Raw genomic sequence first — 22,211 nt, 5'->3', positions numbered from 1 at the left:
ATGAAAAAATTACAAATAAATATACCATTGCTCCTGCCCGAAGTACCGGATGAGAAGGATCAATGTGTGCAAAAACTTATTCAACAGCTTCAAGACAAAGAAGGCCTGGAAAAAGTGCATGTGGCTGACGAAACAGACAATGGTGTGCCTCAGCTTTGCTTTCATTATGATCCTGAAGTCATTTCTATTGACCGCATTCAGTCGATGGCAGAGCAAACCGGGGCGGAAATCACTCAGAAATTTGGACATAAACTCATAGAGGTAGAAGGCATTCGCCATACCCGTCATGCCCGTCACATTGAGCGTGACCTTCGGGATATAGCGGGTATTATGGAAGCCTCAGTATCGGCATCCGGTATGGTGCGGGTAGAGTATGATACGGCCAAGGTGGATGAGGCGGAAATCTTGAAAGCGATGAGAAAAGAGGGGCTTGATATACCGGATACCCAGGTAAGTGCCGAACGATTTCTTGAGCAGGTAGAAAAAACTGAAAAAGAGCATGACCACCAAGAAGGTGATAGTCATGGAGCAGGTGAGGAACATTCTCATTCGCATGGGGGCATTTTCGGTAAAAACACCGAGCTGATTTTTTCCATTATCTGTGGAGCATTGCTCGGAATTGGCTTTGGATTGTCTTATGTAGAGGCTGTGCCTTCCTGGGTGAGCCTCGCATTGTATATCGGAGCCTATTTCTTTGGCGGATATTTCACGGCCAAAGAGGCCATTCAAACAGTGGCAAAAGGCGGCTTTGAAATTGATTTCCTGATGCTGGTAGCGGCCATTGGTGCAGCAATTTTAGGCGAATGGGCCGAAGGTGCTTTGTTATTGTTCCTATTTAGCATGGGGCATGCGTTGGAACACTATGCCATGAACAAAGCCCGTAAATCCATTGCTGCTTTGGCAGAGCTCGCTCCTAAAACGGCATTGCTTAAGAGAAATGGTAAGACCAAAGAAGTCGGTATTGAGGAATTGAGCATCGGTGATATCATCGTGGTGAAGCCCAATAGCAAAATTTCGGCCGATGGGGTGGTTGTCAGCGGTACCAGTAGTGTCAATCAGGCTCCTATCACCGGGGAAAGTGTGCCGGTAGATAAAGAACCGGTGGATAATCCTGATAAAGACTGGTCGGAGGAAAAAGACATCAAAGACGAGAACCGTGCTTTTTCGGGTACTATCAATGGCAACAATACGCTGGAAATCAAAGTGATCAAAGAAGCCAAAGACTCTACACTTTCCCGATTGGTGAAACTGGTGAATGAAGCCCAGACCCAGAAATCACCTACACAGCGGCTCACCGACAAATTTGAGAAGTATTTTGTGCCTTCTGTATTGGTCTTGGTGGTCATACTCAATTTCGCTTTTTTGGTACTGGACGAAACGTTTAGCGAAAGTTTCTACCGTGCAATGGCCGTATTGGTGGCAGCCAGCCCTTGCGCTTTGGCCATTGCCACACCAAGTGCAGTGCTAAGCGGAGTAGCCAGGGCAGCCAAAAGCGGGGTGCTTATCAAAGGTGGCCGTCCGTTGGAAGATCTGGGTGTACTCACCGCCCTGGCTTTTGACAAAACCGGAACACTAACAGAAGGTAAGCCCAAGCTCACCGAAATAACTCCTTTAGGTGATGTAAACGAGCAAGAACTGTTAAAAATAGCAGTAGCCGTAGAAAACCTCAGTGACCATCCACTGGCCAAAGCTGTAGTGCGGGATGGTAAAGAGCGATTGGATGGTACTGATATACCTGATGCGAAAGATCTGGAAGCGGTGCTTGGTAAGGGGATCAAAGCCTCCTTGGGTGATGACAAAGTGTACATCGGCAACCTGGACCTGTTTGAATCCCTGGATGATAATAAGCCGGAGAAGGAAACAGAAGAAAAAGTAAAGTCACTGGAGTCAGATGGCAATACCACCATGCTGATCCGTCAAAATGACAAATACATTGGCATAATTGCCCTGATGGATACCCCGAGGGAAGAAGCTAAAAACACATTGGAACGACTGAAAGAAATCGGTATCAAGCGTATGATTATGCTTACGGGTGATAATCAGAAAGTAGCCGATGCAGTGGCCAAAGAGATTGGACTCACGGATGCTTGGGGCAGCCTGCTGCCGGAAGAAAAAGTAGAAGCCATTAAAGAACTCAGAGAAAAAGAATCCAAAGTGGCGATGGTCGGTGATGGCGTAAATGATGCTCCGGCCATGGCCAATAGTACTGTGGGTATTGCAATGGGAGCAGCAGGCAGTGATGTAGCCCTGGAAACAGCTGATATTGCCCTGATGGCCGACAAGCTGGAAACACTGCCTTTTGCTATCGGTTTAAGTAGACAAGCCAAAGGCATTATCAAACAAAACCTTTGGGTCAGCCTGGGTATTGTAGGTATTTTAATTCCTCTGACGATTTCAGGCATTGCGACCATCGGGCCTGCTGTGTTGATCCATGAAGGTTCCACTTTGCTGGTAGTCTTTAATGCGTTGAGATTGTTAGCTTATAAGAAGTAGCATATAAAAATTAAAAGGATGAAACTAAATACAAGAATGCCCAATTCGCTCAAACCCTACTTTGAAGAAGAGCTGAATCAGTATAGGTTTTATAAAAATCAAAACGATCTACGTACTGCATGGTATCATCTGGAAAGGGCGCACATTTTAGGCCAGACTTATCCCTGGCACCACAGTTATGTTCACTGGAAAATGCTCCTGTTTGGAATCCATATTAAGAACACCAAAGAAATTATTGGACAGATTCCTCGGCTTTTAGTTGGAGGTGTAAAATCATTTGTGGGTCATATTCCGGTTGGCAATACCGGAGGGGCGAATGTTCCGCCTCTTAAGCCAATGACGATTCCCGATGAAATTATGGATATTTTTAAAAGATCCGGTGTAAAGCCGCTCGCATAAATAGAATGAAAAAAACCACATTCCATATCAGCAAAATGGACTGCCCCTCAGAGGAGCAGATGATCCGTATGAAGCTGGAACCTTATAAAGAGGTAAAGCAGCTTTCTTTTGATATCTCAAACCGTAAACTGGAGGTATATCACACGGAAGAAGTAGACAAGATCCATCAGGCCATTAGCGAACTCAAACTCAACGACCGGCTGGAAAACACAGAAGATGAAGCTGAGTTGCCATTAGCTGCTGACGATTCTCACCAGCGCAAAATCCTGTGGTGGGTACTGGGCATCAATTTCGGGTTCTTTGTTGTAGAGATGACTACCGGATGGATTTCCCGTTCTATGGGCTTAATAGCCGACTCTCTGGATATGCTAGCGGATTCCATCGTCTACGGCCTGAGCTTATTTGCTGTAGGTGCAGCTATGTCTCGCAAGAAAAAAGTAGCCAAAATCAGTGGGTATTTTCAAATGGGTCTGGCACTATTAGGCTTTTCAGAAGTATTGCGCAGGTTTTTCAGCGAAAGCGAAACACCTCTGTTTCAGTGGATGATCATCATATCAGTACTGGCCCTCATCGGCAACCTGGTTTCACTCTGGCTGATCAATAAAGCCAAAAGCGATGAAGCGCATATGCAGGCCAGCGCCATTTTTACCTCTAATGATATTATTGTTAATGGCGGAGTGATCCTGGCCGGTGTGTTGGTTTATTTTCTGGAAAGTAAATGGCCTGATCTGGCGATTGGTGGGATAGTTTTCGCCTTTGTGATGAGGGGGGCAGTAAGGATTTTGAAATTAGCTAAATGAAAATGCATGCCTGTTAAAGGAAAACTTTACCTTAAAGAAGCTGCTATTGTTGGCGAAAAAGATGGCAAGACTTTATGAGCGATACTGAGATTCGGTGTTTTGATAAATTCTGGAAAAATAAGAAAATGAAATAATATCAACTAAATGTATATGGAGAAGCAAAGGGAAAAATACCTCAAAAAAGCTCGTAAAGTTCAGGTTTACAATATCATTTATGATACGATTGAAGTAATAGTATCTCTGATCGCAGGTTTCACTTCTGGCAGTGCTGCTTTAATCGGTTGGGGATTAGACAGTGTAATTGAAGTGGTATCGGCAAGTACATTGTGGTGGCGCTTGCACGGAGAAATAAAAGACATTAAGGAACAACAGGTGCGGAAGCGGGAAAAGATAACCTTTTTTGTTATTGCCTCTTCCTTTTTACTGGTGAGTTTGTTTATTACCTACGATTCTATTTCAAAGCTATTAGCTCAGAAAACTCCTTCATGGAGTACAACAGGAGTAATTATACTTGTCATTTCCCTTGTAGTAAATCCTATTCTCATTTGGTACAAATACCGCTATGGCAAAAAGCTGGATAGCAAAGAGCTTATTGCAGATTCCAAGGATACCTTTGTATGCCTTTATCAAACCATTGCGGTATTGAGTGGTTTGCTTGTTGTTCGCTATTTAGATTGGTGGTGGGCCGATCCCGTTGCGGCCTTTCTAATTGTACCCTATGCTCTTAAAGAAGGATGGGAAGCTTTCCAGAATGGAAGAAAGATTTCATATGATCCAAGCAAATAAGAAAGTTTGCGGTAAAGCAAGACAATAGAGTAGCAAGTCGGGCATTTTAAATTTGAAGTAATAAAAATGACAGAGCACTTATTCAACGACTATAAGCACCGTCTCAATGCATTGGATGAGGATATCAGGAAGCTGGCTTTAAAATATGCCGAAGAATTCTACGTCCATGATAAATGCACAAAGGCAGAAGCCATAGACCGGGCAATTGCGAAAGCTGAAATGAAAAAAAGAAAATTATAACTTAACTATTGACCACTATGCTACAGATACTTGAATTCACCAAAAAACAATATAATAGCCACCAGGGCTGAGGATAACCTGACAAAAACGGATATCCAGAAAATACATCCGCTGATTCATAATATTGTGAATCGTGAACAAAAAGTACGGTGGTACTTTGAGATGGAGAATTTTTCCGGATGGAAATTCAATGCGTTCTGGAAGGATTTAAAAATGGATATGTCCCATGCCAGTGATTATGAAAAAATTGCAATGGTAGGCGAAAAGAAATGGCAGGATTGGATCACTCAATTCATGAAACCGTTTACCGATGCAGAGATCCGTTACTTTGATCTGGAAGAAAAAGAAGAAGCAAAGGAATGGATTGGGCAGTAGAAAATAATATAGGAGGAGGTTTTAGAAAAGAGTCAGGCCAAAGCAATCCTTCGGCTTGACTTGAATTATGCTTCACTTTCTCGCTACTAGCAATTGATACTCACAAGGTATCACCACCAAACTCAAAATCCATCACTCTATTTGGGCATACCCACAAGCTCTACCATCGCAAACTCTCATACAATGTGGAGAAAGCCTCCAAAGTCGTGGAAGAAAGTGTATTGCTAGATGCTTATACGAGGCTTTTAGGAAAGCCCGCTAGGATATTTTTACGCTTCTTACACTTTTTGTTTTTAAGTTCAGGTTACTATATTTCTTTATGATTGCAATCTTAAAGTCTATTTTCTTATTTATTCTGGCAGGACTTTGTGAGATAGGCGGGGGCTATTTGATCTGCCTTAAGGGAAAACAAATCGTGGTGGGTTGGTGCTATTGGAAGCCTAATCCTCATTGGTTATGGTGTAGTTGCTACCTGGCAACCTGCTAATTTCGGCCGTGTTTATGCGGCTTATGGTGGAATCTTCATAATCATGGCCATACTGTGGGGATGGAAAGTAGATGGTATTATTCCGGATCGGTATGACATTATTGGTGGGATAATCGCCCTTCTTGGTATGTTAATCATTATGTACGCACCGAGAGCGCATTAAAGTATTTAAGCATTTGCTTAAACTTTAATCTCTTATCTTCGTTATTTAAGTAGTTGCTTAAATATTAAGAGATATGAGTAAATCGTGTATTCGTGTTTTTGCAGATGTTGAGCAGATCCAGCAATGTAAAATCGAAATAGACCGTGTGAAGCCATCAATCGCAAGTGTTGCCAATGCCTTGAGCTTATCGGGCAATGAGGTCAGGCTTAAAATCCTTTACCTACTCAGCAGGGAATTAAAGCTATGTCCCTGTGACCTGAGTGACATTTTGGAAATGACCGTGCCTGCCATTTCCCAACATTTAAAGAAATTGAGAGAAGGAGGTCTTGTAACCAGTGAGAAGGTGGGGCAAACGGTTTTCTATTCACTTCATGAAGAAAACCTGAAGGTAATCAACCCAATTTTAAAAAGTCTTGCTCTAAGTGAACAAAAATCTACTGCATCATGAATACAAGTAACCAACATTCCAAACAGACAGATTTATCAACTAAAAGCGCTGGTGCTGGATTATTCGCAGCAATTATAGCTTCATTATGTTGCATTACTCCTGTTTTTTCATTGCTAGCAGGTATCAGCGGTATTGCCGCCACCTTTTCATGGATGGAGCCATTCAGACCCTATTTAATAGCACTGACAATTGGGGTTTTGGCTTTTGCCTGGTATCAGAAATTAAAACCATGGACAAAAGAAGGCATTGAATGTGCCTGTGAGGAAGATGAGAAACCTTCATTTTGGCAATCAAAGAGATTTCTTGGCATTGTCACCGTTTTTGTAGGGTTAATGCTCGCCTTTCCTAGTTACTCACAAATTTTTTATCCTGATTCGGATAGTTCAAGTTCAGTAGTTGACGAACAGCCGTCAGATGTCAAACAAGCAGCTTTCAAGATAAAAGGAATGACTTGCTCGGGATGCGAGTCTCATGTCAACAATGAGGTTGGCAAATTAGAAGGAGTTCAGGAAGTAAAAGCCTCTTATGAAAATGAGAATGCAGTAGTTAAGTATGACCCTGAAAAAGTAAAAGAGGAACAGATTGTAGAAGCAATTAATAAGACCGGATACAAAGTAGTTGACAAACCTAACGAGAATTAGCATGGAGAAAGAAATCATTTTACAATCCATTATTACCTGTCCCTACTGTGGACACGAGAAAGAGGAAACCATGCCCACAGATGCATGTCAGTATTTCTACGAATGTGAAAATTGTAAAGAAGTAATCAGGCCTGAAGATGGAGATTGCTGTGTTTACTGTTCCTATGGTACAATCGCTTGCCCACCTATTCAGGAAGGCAGTAAAAACAATTGTTGCGGATGAAAAAATACGATGTAATAATAATCGGATCAGGCATGGCGGGGATGACCATTGCCAATAAATGCGCCAAAAAAGGACTAAAAACTGCCATAACCGATTCCCGCCCTTATGGAGGCACCTGTGCTTTGCGTGGCTGTGACCCCAAGAAAATATTGGTAGGAACTGCTGAGATCATTGACCGGGCCAATAAAATGAAAGGAATCGGTATTGAAGGGGATATCTCCATCAATTGGAAGGATTTGATAGCTTACAAAAATGAGTTTGTCTCCAAAATGCCTAAAGGCGTGGAGAAGGGCTATGAAAAAGCGGGTGTAGAAATGTATCATGGATCAGCCAGCTTTGAGTCGGAAAACACGGTACGCATCGGGGAAGATTTGCTTCAAGCTGAGAAAATAGTCATTGCAACGGGAGCAAGACCTGCAATACCAGGCATTCCCGGAGGTGATCTTTCGATAGACAGCACTTGCTTTTTAGATTTAGAACGACTTCCCAAATATATTACGTTTATCGGAGGTGGATATATAGCTATGGAATTTGCCCATCTGGCTGCCAGAGCAGGTAGCAAGGTTACTATCCTGCATAGAGGGAAGCTGCCTTTGGAAAACTTTGAACCCGATATTGTGAAACACCTTGTGAAAGCTACCGAAGAATTGGGGATTGCCTTGCATCTAGAGTCAGAAGTGGTAGCCATTGAAAAAGTAGATAAAGGGTATACGGTAAAGGCTCAAGCAAAAGATGGTGAAAAAACCATACAAACGGATTTGGTAGTGAATGCAGCCGGTAGAGTACCGGAACTGGATAGCCTTAATCTGGAAAAAGCTAATATTTCCTACGGAAAGAAAGGAATTGAAGTAAATGAATACCTACAAAGTGTAATAAATGAGCGGGTGTACGCAGCAGGTGATGCGGCTGCTAGCAAGGGGCTTAATCTAACCCCAGTGGCCGTATTGGAAGGTCATGCAGTGGCAGCCAATATTATCCGGGGAAATTCCAAAAAGCCTGACTATACGGAAATGCCGAGCGCAGTCTTTACCTTACCCACACTTGCTGCGGTTGGCATGACGGAAGAACAGGCAAAAGAGTCAGGCGTTGAATATCAGGTAAAAGGCGGCTCTGCATCAAAGTGGTACAATGCCAAACGGATCAATGAATCAACCTATGCTTATAAAGTCATTTCTGACAAAGAAGGATACATTTTAGGAGCACACATCATCGGGCCTCATGCAGAGGAAATGATCAACCTTTTTGCGATGGCCATTCGTGGAAAACTTAAAGTATCTGATATACGAAACATGGTTTATTCCTATCCCTCCATGGGATCGGATATCGGGTCAATGGTTTAATTGAAATTAGAAAAACCACAAAATTTGTTGTTTACCACCCCGGAAGGAAACGTACCTTTAACAAAAAGCGAAGTATTATGATACCCAAAGACCTAACAAAGGATATAAAAACCCGCCTGCAAAGTATCAAAGGCCAGGTAGATGGTCTGATAAAAATGCTGGATGAAGGAAAAGATCCGGAAAAAATTTTGATACAGTTCAAAGCAGCCCAAAAAGGGTTGGACAAAGCCCATTATTTATTACTGGATGAAGCCTACCGCAAAGCATTAGCCATTAAAATATCCGAAACCGTAGAAGCCTGTCCGGGCAATTGTGGTAATGAAGACCGTATAGAATTTATCCGTCAACAATTTCCTAATCTAGAATTGGACAATCTTACCACTATGATGAATGAGATTGCTAAATTAAAACAGCGCATAGGCTCAGATAATGGCCAAGAGAAGGAATAATTCAGTTTTCTTATTCATGAACCCTTCACAAATATCGATCTTTCTCCATTTTTAGCCATTTCCGTGCTTCCTATACTAACCTTTATCCTTACAAAAAAAATAAATCAAATTTTCTAGCCTTATTCACTTGGCTACCACCCCCTCCCTGAACTTACCTTTGAATTGTTCTTATCCAGAGAGACCCTCAAACATATAAAACTGTACATTTTAAAAGGAGGTAAAGATGAAAAGACAAGTAGAAATATTTACAGCAAACTGCCCTGTTTGCGATCCGGTAGTTCAAATAGTGAAAGATTTGGCATGTGAGCAATGTGAGATCACAATTTATGATTTGGTAAAACAGTGTGAGGACAAAACCTGTCTGAGCAAGCTGGAAGAATATGGAATCAAAAAAGTACCTGCTATTGCTGTGAATGGCTCACTTTTATCCTGCTGTGAAAATCAGGGGATTTCTAAAGAAGAGCTGATCAAAGCGGGTATAGGACAAGGGTAAAAACAAGTAAGGCACGGCTTACATTATATTTTCCCCTTGCTGCCGTGCAGGCAAGGGAATTCATTTAAATCACAAAAATTATGAAACCATTGAGTAATGATTTACAACAATGCATTGACAATTGTAACGAATGTATCACCGCAGCACGCATCTGTCTGGATCAGCACTTAGGCGAGCCGGACATGAAAAAGTGCCACCAGCTTTGCCTGGATTGTATTGCCCTTTGTACGGCATGTACACAGATGTTGGCCTCCCAGTCCGATTACGCCCGCAGGGTATGTGCTATTTGCGCGGATCTTTGCAAGGCGTGTGCAGAAGAGTGCGGCAAATTTGACAGTGAAGTGTGCAAGCAGTGTGCAGAAAAATGTGCAGCCTGCGCAGAAAGTTGTGCTAAAATGGCGGCATAATCTTATGGAAGTCTTAAAATCATTAAAGCAGGATTTCGTCAGCATAGCTTCCTTATTTACATCAGTATCTACCTTGCTGTGCTGTGCCCTTCCATCATTACTGGTGGCTGTTGGTATGGGAGCGGTAGTGGCAGGATTAGTTTCGGACTTTCCGGCATTGATTTGGCTGAGCAAGTACAAGGAATGGACTTTTCTAGGAGCCGGAATATTGATCGGATTTAACTTTTGGCTGTTTTATGGACGTAAGAATAATCAGGTATGTAAAATTGACGAATATGGCAATGAAACACCATGTGATACAGCCGCCCGATGGAGCAAAGTGATTCTTTGGGTTTCATTTGGGCTATACATACTCGGATTATTCTCTGCTTATCTATTGCTTCCGCTTCAACAACTTTTAGGAATGTGAAATGCATACGATGAAAAGAACAATCTTTATAACATTACTAACAATTATAGTCATTTCTCAGGTAAAAGCTCAGGGACACGGACCGCTTTATGGTTTACAAACCCCCACATTGGTGAAAGGAGGGGTAGATTTTAATGCAGCAGCCATGAGCTTAGCCACCGAAGATGATCAATCCTTTATGCTTAGATACATCTGGTCGTATGGGGTGACTGAAGATCTGCAACTCAACATTACAACACCCACCATGATCAACAGACTGTCTGAAGCCCCCAGAACAAGAGGTAACAGCAATATGCCAGCGAATGGGGACATAGAAGCATCTGTCTGGTATCGTTTCTTTTCTAATGCATTTGGCGTTGGCAAACGCTTTGAATCCACCGCCATTTTAAGTGTTTCGGCACCAACGGAGAAAACCCGAGGAGAGATCAATGTAAGCAACTCCATTTACGGAGCGATCTCTACCGGCTATGCTTCCCGTATCTGGTACGCCTGGATAGGCGGTGGTTATCAGTATTACTTCAAAGAGTCTAATGATCAGTTGGGTGACCTTCCTTATGCAAGTCTGGTAGTCGGTTATCGGCCGAATATATTTATGGGTGATTATCCAAAGCCGGACTGGAGAATGTTTGTTGAATCACTAGCGGAGTTTCCGGGAGCTAATACCCTTGAAGGTCAGCTTACTCCCGTTGACCAAAGAGGGAAAAAAGTAATGATTGGGCCTTCATTCCTCGGGCTTTATGGAGCCTGGGGTATATCCTTCGGAGCTTTATTTCCGGTCTATCAGGATGTAGTGCAAAGCCCCAAAGAGCGATACAGACTTTCAATGAATATCAGTTATTGGTTATAACATTAAATAAACAAAAATATGAAAAAGATAGGAATAATAGTAGCATTAACCATTTTCAGCTTCAGTAGTTCAATGGCTCAGTTGATCAAAGTAGATCAGGAGGTATTTGGAATGGACTGTGCTCCGTGTGCCTATGGTCTGGAGCGTGGGCTCAAGAAAATGGATGGGCTGGAAAGTGTAAAAGTAAGCCTCAATGACGGCAAAGCTTATCTTACGCTTGCTACCGACAATGAACTTACCTTGCAAAAAATCCAGAAAGAAGTGAAGAATAATGGATTTTCAGCCAAAAGTGCGGAAGTAATTTTGCAAGGCGAGTTACAGCAAAAAGGAAATCACTGGCAGGTCAATGTAAACAACGAGACCTTTCAGATAGATTCAGATACTGAGGGCAGGATTACTACAGCTATGAAACCTGGAACGGTAAAGCTAAAAGGATTAGTTCACGATGAAGAAGAAGACAATGTGGAAAATTTATGGAAAATTGAGGTAACAGAAATCTATTAGAGTGATGATGACTTGTTACCAAGACTGTGAATAAAAGTAAAAATTTCCAATACGGATTTAAAAGCTTAATATGTGTTTATCGCTCCTTTGTTTTAGGGCATAATAAGCAAGCTTACTTATGCAATAGGTAAAGATATGCTCATTCATTTGCTGCATTTAATTAGTAACTTTGTTAGCAATAATTCTTAAGCTAAGGCTAAAATTGATAGAACTCTTCACAATTCATACTTAGGTTCTTTCAGTAATATAAGCCTTCCAATAGCCTGGTTCCACTTCGAATGAAGAACATTTTTTTATAATTAAATAATAGAAAAGTACAAACTCTTTTTGTGCTTTTAAATACTTTTTCACTATAAAATGAATAATCATGAGGAACTATGCACTAAACAACGAACCCGGGGCTATTACTTATCGATCAACAGCTACCAAACTATTTGTCATTTTTGCTGTCTTTGCTTGTATATCAGGCTGTCGCTTTATAGATGACTTGGAAGATGTGCTGGATGACAAAAAAGACAAGGCAAAAAAACCAGCTCTTGAACTGGTTGCTGAAGGACTCACCGCGCCAGTTATGGTCACTGAGGTACCTGATGGCAGCGGAAGATTACTTGTTGTGGATCAAATTGGCCTGATTCGGGTAGTGATGCCGGATGGGACACTCCGGGAAGAGCCTTTCTTAGATATCCGCGACAAATTAGTAGAGCTCAATGAGCATTACGATGAGAGAGGGCTGCTGGGATTAGCCCTGCATCCCGACCATCTCAGCAACGGTAAATTATATGTTTACTACAGCGCACCGCTGCGGGCAGAGGCTCCTGATGATTGGGACCATACCAATTATGTATCTGAGTTCACCGCCTCGGCAGCACCTTTGATGGCTGATCCTAATTCGGAGAAGACCCTCTTACATTTTGACTTCCCTTACTCAAATCATAACGCCGGCACACTGGTCTTCGGGCCTATGGATGGCTATCTCTACATCTCTGTAGGCGATGGTGGCAATCGGGATGATGAGGGCATGGGCCATGTAGATGACTGGTACGAAGATAATGCTGGTGGTAATGGACAGGATATCACAGAAAACCTGCTGGGTAATATCCTGAGGATTGATGTGGATGGTGGTGATCCTTATGGCATACCGGCTGATAATCCTTTTGTAGATAAGGAAGGACTGGATGAGATTTATGCCTATGGCTTCCGGAATCCGTATCGCTTTTCCTTTGACATGGAAGGCCGCCACCAACTATTTGCAGGTGATGCAGGGCAGGAACTATGGGAGGAAGTAAGCATTGTAAGAAAAGGAGGCAACTATGGTTGGAATGTAAAAGAAGGCTCCCACTGCTTTGATGCAGAAAACCCTGAACATGTTCCTGCTGATTGCCCGGATACCGATCCGGAAGGAGATCCGCTGATTGATCCTGTCATTGAATTTAAAAATTCTAAACAACCTGGTGGTTTAGGTCTTGTGGTAGTGGCGGGATATGTTTACAGGGGAGATGAATTACCAAAATGGAACGGCCAGTATATTTTTGGTACCTGGAGTGCCACTCATGAAGCACCTAATGGATTGGTGTTCATAGCAAAACCCAAAGGGAGTGCAGGGCTATGGGATTTCCATCAGATAGAATTTACTAACACACCCACTGGTGATTTGAACTCTTACTTGTTAGGCTTTGGACAAAATTCCAAAGGGGAAGTCTACATATTAACTTCTGATACGGAAGGTCCAAGCGGCCATTCAGGTAAGGTATATATGATGGTTGAAAAAGATAAATAAGGCCAGGTTCTTCCAGCCCTCAGCGTGCTGATAGCCTTAGTCATTAATGGAAAGTAATCATACTGATCATTTGGGCTGTCAGCTTTTGTGGTCTTTGGCCTCTTTGCTGTACGATAAAAATTAATATACTTTTCTTACTTAAGCTCCCAAATCAAATTTATCCATATCAGTTAGCTTTTACTGTAAGAGAAAGAAGAGCATGAAATGTCCTTAAGTCAGGAAAATTATTTTATCTTTGGCTTAATGAACTGGCGATCTACCATAGCAAGTACTTTGATGCTTATTCTTTATGCAGGTGTATTGTTGCATAATGCTATACCTCATGTACATATTGAAGCAGAAGAGGTGGATCATTCCGTAACGCATCATCATAGTGATGGATCACATCATCATCACGGCGAAAGTTCAGAGAATAATTCTTCAGAAGATACAGATTCGCTTCTGGGTCTAACCAGCTTACTGGCGCATGCCAATATGGGAGTGAACCATTTTACCGACTTTACCAGTAACAAAAGCTTGTTTGTTCCTCTGGTAGCGGTCCTGTTATTCCTGCTCTATAGCATTGCCTGGAGCCTCTTTCTTTTATTCAAGATTCCCAAGCCTCCCGAATGGCAACACCATAAAGCACTTCAACTTTTATATCTCAACACTACTTCCCGCCGTGGCCCTCCTTCATTTTCTTAAATGTTGCATGGGATCTTTATCACATTACAGGTAAAGGTCTGTCTTTTCTATTCCCTTGTTTTAACATTCAAATTTTTAAGAAAATGAAAAGCTTCTTATATATCGCTTTACTATCAATTCTATACCTATCTGCCTGCACTGGTACATCTACTGATGATCATGGACATAGCCATGATGAAGGCACCCATACTCACGAAGATGGTTCTACCCATGCCGATCATGAAGATCATGAGCAGGAAGAATTCAGTGTAACCGACTCTACGCATCACGAACAGATGCACGAGGACGGAGAGGATCATGACCATTAAGCTCATCTAAAAATTACATTTCTTATGTATAAACCAGTTTGCTTACTGGTGACCATAGCCCTTTTGGGTTATGGTTGCCAGACTAGTCCAGATGAGGAGCATACGCATGGAGAGGGTGGGCACGAACATGGTGCTGAGGCTTTATCCTATACCGTATGGACCGATAGCCTGGAGCTATTTGTAGAATTCCCGCCTTTGATAGTAGGTCAGCTCAGCTCTTTTGCCGCGCATTTCACCCGATTAGAAGATTATAAGCCTTTTACAGAAGGTTCTGTATCAGTGAGCCTGGTGCAGGGAGATAAGGGCATACGTCAAAAGGTAGATGCGCCTTCTTCACCCGGGATCTTCAACCCTGCCTTACAGCCCAAACAGGCAGGGCAAGCCCAGCTTATTTTTGAATTGAATGCGCCTGGTATGCAGGAGCGTATTATCATTGATTCACTGGAAGTATATGCCACTACCGAAGAGGCTGTGGAGCATGCCCCCGAACAGGAGGAAGGAGAAGTCACTTTCTTGAAAGAGCAAGCCTGGAAAGTCAATTTTCAGGTGCAGGAAGCCCAGAAAAGAGACATCCATGAAGTAATCAAAACTTCCGGGCAGATCATGCCCGTTCCAGGGGAAGAAAGAGTGATTAATGCCCGGACCAGCGGTAATGTTACTTTTGCAGGTTCTCAGATCGTAGTAGGTAAGCCTGTGCAAAATGGGGAAAGAATTTTCAATATTCAGTCTGCGGGTTTTACCGAAAACAACCTTGGCACCCGCCTGCAACAGGCAAGGGCTGAATTTGAACGGGCACAGGCCGATTATGAAAGAGCACAGGCACTGGTAGAAGATCAGATCATTTCAAGAAAAAACTTCCAGGAGATCAAAGCCGACTTTGAAGTTGCCCAGGCCAATTATAATAACCTGGCAAATAATTACGGCGCTCAGGGACAGCAGATACAGTCACCTATCCGGGGGTTTATCAAAAACATACTGGTAGAAGAAGGAGCTTATGTCAACAGTGGTGCTCCATTGGCTACTATTTCACAAGATCAGCGGCTGATGATCAAAGGAGAAGTATCCCAAAAGTACTTTCAGAAGCTTCCCCAGATACGTTCAGCCAATTTCAAGACTTCTTATCAGGAGCAGGTACATGATCTGGACAGCTTTAATGGTAAGCTGCTATCCTATGGAAAGAGTGCCGGAGGAGATGCGCATTATCTGCCAGTCTACTTTGAGCTTGATAATCAGGGAAATCTGCTTTCCGGTTCATTTCTGGAGCTTTACCTCAAAACCCAAACCCTGGAGAATGTACTGGTCATCCCCAAATCAGCACTGATGGAAGACTACGGCACCTATTATGTCTATGAACAGATCAGCGGTGAGTCTTTTGCCAAAAGAGAAGTTCGGTTGGGTGCTGATGATGGATTGCAGGTACAAGTGTTAAAAGGCATAGCTCCGGGGGCTATGGTGGTTACACAAGGGGCCTATCAGGTCAAAATGGCTTCTATGTCTTCTTCTGTACCGGCGCATGGTCATTCCCACTAAAGCAGAACAGCTATGCTGAATAGAATTATCAATGCATCTTTACAAAACCGCCTGCTGGTCCTTTTTCTGGCACTGGCAGTTTCTGTAGCCGGTACGGTCATTGCCCTTGAAATGGATGTGGATGTCTTTCCTGACCTCACTGCTCCCACCGTAACCGTGCTTACCGAAGCACATGGTATGGCTACTGAAGAAGTGGAACGTTTGGTGAGTTATCAGATAGAATCTGCACTCAATGGGGCTCCCAATGTACGCAGGATACGCTCTTCTTCTGCGATGGGGATTTCCATCGTATGGGCAGAATTTGAATGGGGAACGGAAATCTACCGAGCCAGGCAGATTGTCAGCGAAAAGCTTACTCAGGTAGAAGAAAACCTGCCCCCGGGTATCGGAAGTCCGGTGCTGGCACCGGTATCTTCTATCATGGGAGAGATTATGCTTATTAGTGTGAGTTCTGATGAAGTTTCCCCCATGGAACTGCGCACCCTTTCTGACTGGACCATCCGGAAACGTTTGTTATCGGTAGGTGGAGTTTCTCAAGTAGTTGTCATTGGAGGAGATTATAAGCAGTATCAGGTACTGGCCTCACCGGAACGGATGAAGTATTATGGTGTCACTTTCTCAGAACTGGAAGAAGCAGTGGCCGGAGCCAATGTGAATGCTTCCGGGGGCTTTTTGAATGAATACGGTAATCAATACATCATCCGTGGAGAAGGGAAAACCACTGCGCTTCCTGAGATGGGGCAATCTGTCATCAAAGTAGTAGACCAAACGCCAGTCACCATCGCTGATGTGGCTGAACTCACCATCGGCGCTGCTCCCAAGATCGGGGATGGTTCCATGAAAGGAGAAGATGCGGTGATTTTGACCGTGCTCAAACAACCTGAAACCAATACGCTGGAACTCACCGAGCGCATAGACTCAGAACTGGCGGATATGCAGACGCAACTTCCTGAAGGGGTTAACATCAATACCCACATCTTCCGGCAGGCCAACTTCATCCAGGCTTCCATTGACAATCTACAAAGAACCCTGCTGGAAGGAGCCTTTTTTGTAACGCTGGTGCTCTTTCTGTTTCTGCTCAACTTTAGGACTACCATCATTTCTCTGCTGGCTATTCCGCTCTCTTTGTTTGTGACCATCATTGTACTTAAGCTATTGGGATTGACCATCAATACCATGAGTCTGGGAGGGATGGCCATTGCCATTGGGGTGCTGGTAGATGACGCCATCATAGATGTGGAGAATATCTATAAACGACTGCGGGAGAATGCCCGAAAGTCTGAAGCTGAGCGTATGCCAGTCGTACAAATTGTCTATCAGGCATCCAAAGAGATCAGAAACTCCATCATGATCGCTACGCTGATCATCATTGTAGCCTTCATTCCTTTGTTTTTCCTTTCCGGTATGGAAGGGCGACTGCTGCGTCCTTTAGGAATCTCTTTTATCACCGCCGTACTCACTTCTTTGCTGGTAGCCGTAACCCTTACTCCGGTACTGAGCAGCTATCTGCTCAAGAATCGGGACCGCCTCCTCAAACAGGCGGAAGGTAGTAAAGTAGAACGCTGGTTATCTCACCGTTACCGCTGGGTGCTGGAACGCGTACTGAAATTGCCCAAAGCAGTGCTGGCGGGTACGCTAGTGCTTTTTGCAGTAGCACTGGTGATGATGACGCAGCTGGGCAGAAGTTTCCTGCCTGAATTTAACGAAGGCTCGTTAGTGATCAGCGTAGTGACGCCTCCTGGAATTTCATTAGAAGAATCAGATAAAACCGGTACACTGGTGGAAGAGATACTGCTTTCCATGCCTGAGATTGAGGTCACTTCACGCCGTACGGGCCGGGCAGAACTGGATGAACATGCGCAAGGGGTCAATGCCTCTGAAGTGGATGCACCCTTTGTTTTGCAGGATCGCTCAGAAGAAGCCTTTCTATCAGACTTAAGGGAAAAGCTCAGTGTAGTGCCGGGGGCTAATATTACCATAGGCCAGCCTATTGCCCACCGCATTGACCATATGCTCTCCGGCACAAGAGCCAATATCGCCATCAAAATCTTCGGTCCTGACCTTTCTCGCTTATTCAACCTGGGTAATGAAATTCAAACGCAAATTGAAGGGGTGGAAGGATTGGTAGACCTGAATGTAGAGCAGCAGATAGAAGTGCCTCAACTCAGGATTAAACCCAAACGTGCACTGCTGGCCAAATATGGTATCCGTATGCAGGAACTCATGGACTTTGTAGACGTGGCTTTTGCGGGAGAAACAGTTTCTCAAGTGTATGAAGGACAGCAAAGCTTTGATCTGGTCCTGCGCTATGAAGAGGAGAGCCGTGGTGATTTGGAAAGTATCCGCAATGCCCCACTGGATACTTATGAAGGTAAAAAAATACCCCTCTATTATGTAGCTGATGTCAGTGTAGCCGGTAGTCCGTATAACGTCAACCGGGAAGATGTACAGCGTAAAGTGGTAGTATCCGCCAATGTCTCAGGAAGAGATTTAAGAGGAGTAGTCAATGAGATTCAGCAGCGCATTGCTGAAAATGTAGAACTACCTCAGGAATACAGGATAGAATATGGTGGACAGTTTGAAAGTGAGGCCAATGCTTCCCGTTTACTTCTCCTGGCTTCTATTGCTGCTATGATCATTATCTTTCTCTTACTCTATCTAGAGTTTAATGATCTGACGTTATCCGGGATTGTACTGCTTAATCTGCCACTAGCACTCATTGGTGGGGTGATCATTGTCTTTTTTACTTCCGGTATCGTATCCATTGCTTCCACCATTGGTTTTATCAGTTTGTTTGGCATTGCCACCCGTAATGGCATATTGCTTATTTCGCATTACCAAAGTCTGCTCATTGAAGGAAAAAACCTGTATGAAACCCTGATTGAAGGTTCTCTGGACAGGCTGAATCCCATTCTAATGACTGCTTTTACTACGGGGCTGGCCCTGATTCCTCTGGCCTTATCCGGGGCAGAAGCAGGCAATGAAATACAAAGCCCTATGGCAGTGGTGATATTGGGAGGTTTACTCAGTGCTACCCTGCTTAACCTGGCCGTCATTCCGGCAGTGTTCTTTCTGCTCTACCGCAAAAAATACGCATGATTAACGCATCCTATGCTATGAAAAAATATTGTTTTTTTATCATCCTGCTGACTATAATCTTTGGCTTGAATCGGAAAGTAGAGGCACAAAACACCGTGGAGGAAGTATTACGTGCTGTGGAGCAAAATAATCCTACACTACAAGCCAGAAGACAGTACGTTGAAGCGCAGGCTTTGTCCTTTAAGACAGATATTTACCTGCCCAACCCAATGCTTGCTTTTGAATACCTGCCCGGCACACCTGCTGAGGCAGGAACGCAGAAAGACTTGACCGTATCCCAGGCTTTTGACTTTCCTTCTGTTTATTTCAGAAAAAAAGACTTAGCAGAAGCACAGATCAACCAACTCTCTTTTGTATTGGATTCATTGCGTCAGCAAGTGCTTTTGGAAGCCAAACTGCTTTGCCTGGAGTTAATTTATGCACGTAAACAACAGGCTCTATTTAACCAACGCCTTAGCAATGCTGAGCAATTGGTACGGGATTATGGGCGCAGATTAGCGCAAGGGAATGCCAATATCTTGGAAGTCAACAAAGCCAAATTGCTGAGGCTCAATTTGAATAATGAACTCATAGTATTGGAAAGTCAGATTGTGCAAATGACAGAAAAGCTTACAGCCCTGAATGGAGGGGAAGAAATGTTGTTTACTGCCGATAACTATCCTGAGATGGATAACATTCCTGAGTTTGAGGTACTGGAGCCTCTCACCGAAGCCAATGATCCGACACTTAATTATTATGAGCAGCAGCAAGAGGTCAGTCAGGAACAGTTGTCAGTAAACCGGGCATTAGTTTTACCTTCTTTTCAGGCAGGTTATCGGTACCAGGCTATCTTAGGTCAGCAATACAATGGCTTTATGGCTGGCATTTCCATTCCACTTTGGGAAGATAAAAACAAAATTAAGCTAGCGCAAGCGCAAATCAATTGGAGTAATCAGGCAGTGGCAAGAGAAAGGACTGAGCATCTCTATACAATTCGCAGATTGTATGAGAAACAGCAGACTTTACAGAACACTTTGCAGGAATATGAGGGATTGCTTTCAGAACTAAACAATACCGCATTGCTGGAAAAGGCTTTGCGCTTGGGAGAAATCTCATCCATAGAATTCTTTATGGAAATCATGTATTTCTATGAAGCAGAAGACAAGTATCTGAGACTGGAAAATGAGTATCAGCAGGCTGTGGCAGAATTGCTGAAGTATCAGCTATGAACTCACGTAAATGAGTTCTCTTATTGATGGACTATTATTAAATACGAACTGAAATTTTATTTGTGTAACAGCCACGATCGTTTTAAGAAAATCAAATCAACAACAAGATCAAATCACTTTCTTACTATATTAACAGGAATCATATTTGTTTATGAAGGTTCTACTCATTGAAGATGACTCTACACTATCAGAAGCGATTGTTAGTTTTCTTAGCAAGGAAAAATATCTCTGTGAGATTGCAAGTGATTATAAGGCCGCCGAGGAGAAAGTCAATATGTACGAGTATGATTGTATTCTGGTAGATATCACTTTGCCGGGTGGAAATGGATTGGAGATTATCCGCACGCTAAAGAAAATTTACTCGTTGGCAGGGATCATCATCATTTCGGCAAAACATTCCCTGGATGATAAAATCACAGGACTAGATATTGGTGCTGATGATTACTTAACCAAACCCTTTCACCTGGCAGAATTAAACGCCCGCATCAAATCTTTGATTAGAAGGCGAAACTTTCAGGGCAACAATGAAATTAACTTTCAGGATATACTGGTTATCCCTGAGCGCAAAGAAGTTTATGTCAATGGCCATGCTGTAGACCTGACGCCAAAAGAATATTTACTGTTAGAGTTTTTTATGGCCAATGCGCAGCGGGTCATTTCCAAAGAGGCTATTGCCGAACACTTATGGGGTGACCATATGGATGTAGCCGATTCTTATGATTTCATCTATTCCCAAGTCAAAAACCTGAGGAAAAAGCTGAATCAGTATAGTCAGAACCACTACCTTCATGCTGTTTATGGAATGGGGTATAAATTCGTCAAAGATTGAAGCTGCTCTCTAAGGCCAACCGCTATTATCTGCTGCTCGCTACGCCTGTATTTCTGACAGCAGGCCTGATGTTTTATTTTATGATACAGGCAGCCATTAGGGAGGAAATCTCTGAAATCCTGGATTTTGAGATAGAAAAGAAGATAGAAGAACTTAGAGCGCAAGATATACCGCTGGAAAATATTGCTGAAGTAGAGTTTGAAATCAAACAAGTTGATACTTATCAGGATACCCGCACATTCCAGGATACCGTACTATGGGACCACTACCGGGGGCAATGGATACCCTATCGGCAGATCACCGTATACGAAACTTTTGAAGGTCAGCCTTTTCAGCTCACTTTTAGGGAGTCTTTGATAGAATCTGATAAATTACTGCTTGCAGTCACAGTGTCTCTGGTATTGTTGTTTATGCTCATGGTCTTGGCACTTTTGCTGGTGAACTACTTTCAGATACGAAAACTTTGGGCAGGTTTTTATGAAAATATTCAACTCTTGCGCAGCTACGAACTAGATAATCCCCAGGCCGTTAAAGAGACCCAATCCGATATCCAGGAGTTTCAGGAGCTTAATGCAGCCATCAGAAAAATGACTGATAAGATCCACGGAGATTATTTGAGGTTAAAAGAATTTACTGAAAATGCCTCCCATGAAATACAAACACCGCTGGCGGTCATCAAAAGTAACCTGGACCTTTTACAGGAAGAGATTCAGCAGGAGAAAGCCGCTAAAATTGTAACTAAAATCAGCCAGGGGCTTCACCGCATTTCTAAAATCAACCAAAGCCTGCTGTTGCTTTCTAAAATTGAAAACCGGCAGTTTAAGCATCTGGAAAAGATCAATTTAAAGGAGGTCATCAGCAACACCCTGAAAGACTTTAAGGAGATGCTTGCCGATAAACAGCTGAGCATCAAGTTTATTTCGGAGGAATATACGCGGACATTTCCTATAAATCCAGCCCTTGCAGGCATACTCATCAATAACCTGATGAGCAACGCTATCAAACATAATATAGCAGAAGGGGAGATCAATATTTACCTGGATAACCAAGGACTAGAATTCAGTAATACCGGACTGGCTTTGACGAATCCACCGGAAAAACTTTTTGAGCGTTTCGTCAAAGAAAATCCCAGTCATGAATCATCGGGCCTGGGGCTTTCACTGGTGCAAAAGATTTGTGAGACTTATCACTGGAAAGTCACTTATCAACAAAAGGAGCAAACCCATACCATTCATATTCTTTTTTGAAAGCCACCTCAATATCCAGAATTTC

25 protein-coding genes are annotated in these 22,211 nt (G+C 43.1%); all 25 read left to right on the top strand.

The window, feature by feature from the left end; genetic code table 11:
• The 25 genes from WJR50_RS22950 to WJR50_RS22835 all read left to right on the top strand — a co-directional run bounded on the left by WJR50_RS22950 (window position 1) and on the right by WJR50_RS22835 (window position 22,186).
• The gene (locus WJR50_RS22950; RefSeq protein ID WP_277483166.1) at window positions 1-2,493 is read left to right on the top strand and encodes a heavy metal translocating P-type ATPase; all 2,493 of its coding nucleotides are present in this window, start codon (window positions 1-3) and stop codon (window positions 2,491-2,493) included.
• An 18-nt stretch (window positions 2,494-2,511) separates the two neighbouring features.
• On the top strand, window positions 2,512-2,892 hold the full coding sequence (locus WJR50_RS22945) for a DUF3703 domain-containing protein (RefSeq protein ID WP_277483163.1): 381 nt from the start codon (window positions 2,512-2,514) through the stop codon (window positions 2,890-2,892).
• A 5-nt stretch (window positions 2,893-2,897) separates the two neighbouring features.
• Window positions 2,898-3,692: a cation efflux transmembrane domain-containing protein gene (locus WJR50_RS22940; protein WP_277483161.1), complete on the top strand. Its 795-nt coding sequence runs from the start codon at window positions 2,898-2,900 to the stop codon at window positions 3,690-3,692.
• 150 nt (window positions 3,693-3,842) lie between these two features.
• Window positions 3,843-4,478 (top strand): cation diffusion facilitator family transporter, encoded by a 636-nt coding sequence (locus WJR50_RS22935; RefSeq protein WP_341295638.1) that lies wholly within the window; start codon window positions 3,843-3,845, stop codon window positions 4,476-4,478.
• 66 nt (window positions 4,479-4,544) lie between these two features.
• Window positions 4,545-4,718: a hypothetical protein gene (locus WJR50_RS22930; protein WP_277483157.1), complete on the top strand. Its 174-nt coding sequence runs from the start codon at window positions 4,545-4,547 to the stop codon at window positions 4,716-4,718.
• A gap of 30 nt (window positions 4,719-4,748) precedes the next feature.
• The gene (locus WJR50_RS22925; RefSeq protein ID WP_277483155.1) at window positions 4,749-5,093 is read left to right on the top strand and encodes a SpoIIAA family protein; all 345 of its coding nucleotides are present in this window, start codon (window positions 4,749-4,751) and stop codon (window positions 5,091-5,093) included.
• Window positions 5,094-5,524: 431 nt separating this feature from the next.
• A complete protein-coding gene (locus tag WJR50_RS22920; RefSeq protein ID WP_338130122.1) occupies window positions 5,525-5,743 on the top strand; it encodes a YnfA family protein in 219 nt (72 codons plus the stop codon).
• Window positions 5,744-5,816: 73 nt separating this feature from the next.
• Entirely contained in the window at window positions 5,817-6,191 is a 375-nt protein-coding gene (locus WJR50_RS22915) for an ArsR/SmtB family transcription factor (RefSeq protein ID WP_277483150.1), read from the top strand.
• On the top strand, window positions 6,188-6,832 hold the full coding sequence (gene merTP / locus WJR50_RS22910) for a mercuric transport protein MerTP (protein ID WP_277483149.1): 645 nt from the start codon (window positions 6,188-6,190) through the stop codon (window positions 6,830-6,832). The genes WJR50_RS22915 and merTP overlap by 4 nt, the downstream gene beginning before the upstream one ends.
• A gap of 1 nt (window position 6,833) precedes the next feature.
• The gene (locus tag WJR50_RS22905; protein ID WP_277483148.1) at window positions 6,834-7,055 is read left to right on the top strand and encodes a GDCCVxC domain-containing (seleno)protein; all 222 of its coding nucleotides are present in this window, start codon (window positions 6,834-6,836) and stop codon (window positions 7,053-7,055) included.
• A complete protein-coding gene (locus tag WJR50_RS22900) occupies window positions 7,052-8,395 on the top strand; it encodes a dihydrolipoyl dehydrogenase family protein (protein WP_277483144.1) in 1,344 nt (447 codons plus the stop codon). Before WJR50_RS22905 ends, WJR50_RS22900 begins: the two co-directional genes overlap by 4 nt.
• A 77-nt stretch (window positions 8,396-8,472) precedes the next feature.
• Window positions 8,473-8,844 (top strand): metal-sensitive transcriptional regulator, encoded by a 372-nt coding sequence (locus WJR50_RS22895; protein ID WP_277483141.1) that lies wholly within the window; start codon window positions 8,473-8,475, stop codon window positions 8,842-8,844.
• A gap of 223 nt (window positions 8,845-9,067) precedes the next feature.
• Window positions 9,068-9,337 (top strand): thioredoxin family protein, encoded by a 270-nt coding sequence (locus tag WJR50_RS22890; RefSeq protein WP_277483137.1) that lies wholly within the window; start codon window positions 9,068-9,070, stop codon window positions 9,335-9,337.
• 80 nt (window positions 9,338-9,417) lie between these two features.
• Window positions 9,418-9,744 (top strand): four-helix bundle copper-binding protein, encoded by a 327-nt coding sequence (locus tag WJR50_RS34380; protein WP_477099977.1) that lies wholly within the window; start codon window positions 9,418-9,420, stop codon window positions 9,742-9,744.
• Between the two features lie 4 nt (window positions 9,745-9,748).
• Entirely contained in the window at window positions 9,749-10,153 is a 405-nt protein-coding gene (locus WJR50_RS22885; protein WP_277483136.1) for a hypothetical protein, read from the top strand.
• 10 nt (window positions 10,154-10,163) lie between these two features.
• Entirely contained in the window at window positions 10,164-11,000 is an 837-nt protein-coding gene (locus WJR50_RS22880) for a hypothetical protein (protein ID WP_341295637.1), read from the top strand.
• Window positions 11,001-11,018: 18 nt separating this feature from the next.
• The gene (locus tag WJR50_RS22875; RefSeq protein ID WP_277483127.1) at window positions 11,019-11,504 is read left to right on the top strand and encodes a heavy-metal-associated domain-containing protein; all 486 of its coding nucleotides are present in this window, start codon (window positions 11,019-11,021) and stop codon (window positions 11,502-11,504) included.
• A gap of 367 nt (window positions 11,505-11,871) precedes the next feature.
• The gene (locus tag WJR50_RS22870) at window positions 11,872-13,281 is read left to right on the top strand and encodes a PQQ-dependent sugar dehydrogenase (RefSeq protein ID WP_277483124.1); all 1,410 of its coding nucleotides are present in this window, start codon (window positions 11,872-11,874) and stop codon (window positions 13,279-13,281) included.
• A 243-nt stretch (window positions 13,282-13,524) separates the two neighbouring features.
• A complete protein-coding gene (locus WJR50_RS22865) occupies window positions 13,525-13,965 on the top strand; it encodes a hypothetical protein (protein WP_341295636.1) in 441 nt (146 codons plus the stop codon).
• Between the two features lie 83 nt (window positions 13,966-14,048).
• Window positions 14,049-14,273: a hypothetical protein gene (locus tag WJR50_RS22860; protein ID WP_341295635.1), complete on the top strand. Its 225-nt coding sequence runs from the start codon at window positions 14,049-14,051 to the stop codon at window positions 14,271-14,273.
• 24 nt (window positions 14,274-14,297) lie between these two features.
• Window positions 14,298-15,803, top strand: coding sequence for an efflux RND transporter periplasmic adaptor subunit (locus tag WJR50_RS22855; RefSeq protein WP_341295634.1), 1,506 nt, complete (start codon window positions 14,298-14,300; stop codon window positions 15,801-15,803).
• 12 nt (window positions 15,804-15,815) lie between these two features.
• Entirely contained in the window at window positions 15,816-18,902 is a 3,087-nt protein-coding gene (locus WJR50_RS22850) for an efflux RND transporter permease subunit (protein WP_277483114.1), read from the top strand.
• Between the two features lie 17 nt (window positions 18,903-18,919).
• Window positions 18,920-20,110 (top strand): TolC family protein, encoded by a 1,191-nt coding sequence (locus WJR50_RS22845; protein WP_341295633.1) that lies wholly within the window; start codon window positions 18,920-18,922, stop codon window positions 20,108-20,110.
• 151 nt (window positions 20,111-20,261) lie between these two features.
• Complete coding sequence (locus WJR50_RS22840; RefSeq protein ID WP_277483108.1) at window positions 20,262-20,939, top strand: response regulator transcription factor; 678 nt, start codon at window positions 20,262-20,264, stop codon at window positions 20,937-20,939.
• Window positions 20,936-22,186: an ATP-binding protein gene (locus WJR50_RS22835; RefSeq protein ID WP_277483106.1), complete on the top strand. Its 1,251-nt coding sequence runs from the start codon at window positions 20,936-20,938 to the stop codon at window positions 22,184-22,186. Before WJR50_RS22840 ends, WJR50_RS22835 begins: the two co-directional genes overlap by 4 nt.
• Window positions 22,187-22,211 lie beyond the last annotated feature (25 nt).

The sequence above is a fragment of the Catalinimonas locisalis genome (assembly GCF_038039535.1).
Taxonomy (GTDB): domain Bacteria; phylum Bacteroidota; class Bacteroidia; order Cytophagales; family Cyclobacteriaceae; genus Catalinimonas.
Note: the sequence above shows the minus strand (reverse complement) of the source record. Positions and strands in the feature narration are given on the sequence as shown.

Excerpts from the sequence above, each read along its gene's own strand:
- WJR50_RS22875 (WP_277483127.1), top strand. The coding sequence starts at position 11,019 with ATGAAAAAGATAGGAATAATAGTAGCATTAACCATTTTCAGCTTCAGT.
- WJR50_RS22940 (WP_277483161.1), top strand. The coding sequence starts at position 2,898 with ATGAAAAAAACCACATTCCATATCAGCAAAATGGACTGCCCCTCAGAG.
- WJR50_RS22950 (WP_277483166.1), top strand. The coding sequence starts at position 1 with ATGAAAAAATTACAAATAAATATACCATTGCTCCTGCCCGAAGTACCG.
- WJR50_RS22945 (WP_277483163.1), top strand. The coding sequence starts at position 2,512 with ATGAAACTAAATACAAGAATGCCCAATTCGCTCAAACCCTACTTTGAA.
- merTP (WP_277483149.1), top strand. The coding sequence starts at position 6,188 with ATGAATACAAGTAACCAACATTCCAAACAGACAGATTTATCAACTAAA.
- WJR50_RS22935 (WP_341295638.1), top strand. The coding sequence starts at position 3,843 with ATGGAGAAGCAAAGGGAAAAATACCTCAAAAAAGCTCGTAAAGTTCAG.
- WJR50_RS22890 (WP_277483137.1), top strand. The coding sequence starts at position 9,068 with ATGAAAAGACAAGTAGAAATATTTACAGCAAACTGCCCTGTTTGCGAT.
- WJR50_RS22850 (WP_277483114.1), top strand. The coding sequence starts at position 15,816 with ATGCTGAATAGAATTATCAATGCATCTTTACAAAACCGCCTGCTGGTC.
- WJR50_RS34380 (WP_477099977.1), top strand. The coding sequence starts at position 9,418 with ATGAAACCATTGAGTAATGATTTACAACAATGCATTGACAATTGTAAC.
- WJR50_RS22840 (WP_277483108.1), top strand. The coding sequence starts at position 20,262 with ATGAAGGTTCTACTCATTGAAGATGACTCTACACTATCAGAAGCGATT.
- WJR50_RS22895 (WP_277483141.1), top strand. The coding sequence starts at position 8,473 with ATGATACCCAAAGACCTAACAAAGGATATAAAAACCCGCCTGCAAAGT.
- WJR50_RS22915 (WP_277483150.1), top strand. The coding sequence starts at position 5,817 with ATGAGTAAATCGTGTATTCGTGTTTTTGCAGATGTTGAGCAGATCCAG.
- WJR50_RS22885 (WP_277483136.1), top strand. The coding sequence starts at position 9,749 with ATGGAAGTCTTAAAATCATTAAAGCAGGATTTCGTCAGCATAGCTTCC.
- WJR50_RS22855 (WP_341295634.1), top strand. The coding sequence starts at position 14,298 with ATGTATAAACCAGTTTGCTTACTGGTGACCATAGCCCTTTTGGGTTAT.
- WJR50_RS22870 (WP_277483124.1), top strand. The coding sequence starts at position 11,872 with ATGAGGAACTATGCACTAAACAACGAACCCGGGGCTATTACTTATCGA.
- WJR50_RS22845 (WP_341295633.1), top strand. The coding sequence starts at position 18,920 with ATGAAAAAATATTGTTTTTTTATCATCCTGCTGACTATAATCTTTGGC.
- WJR50_RS22905 (WP_277483148.1), top strand. The coding sequence starts at position 6,834 with ATGGAGAAAGAAATCATTTTACAATCCATTATTACCTGTCCCTACTGT.
- WJR50_RS22930 (WP_277483157.1), top strand. The coding sequence starts at position 4,545 with ATGACAGAGCACTTATTCAACGACTATAAGCACCGTCTCAATGCATTG.
- WJR50_RS22860 (WP_341295635.1), top strand. The coding sequence starts at position 14,049 with ATGAAAAGCTTCTTATATATCGCTTTACTATCAATTCTATACCTATCT.
- WJR50_RS22865 (WP_341295636.1), top strand. The coding sequence starts at position 13,525 with ATGAACTGGCGATCTACCATAGCAAGTACTTTGATGCTTATTCTTTAT.
- WJR50_RS22900 (WP_277483144.1), top strand. The coding sequence starts at position 7,052 with ATGAAAAAATACGATGTAATAATAATCGGATCAGGCATGGCGGGGATG.
- WJR50_RS22880 (WP_341295637.1), top strand. The coding sequence starts at position 10,164 with ATGAAAAGAACAATCTTTATAACATTACTAACAATTATAGTCATTTCT.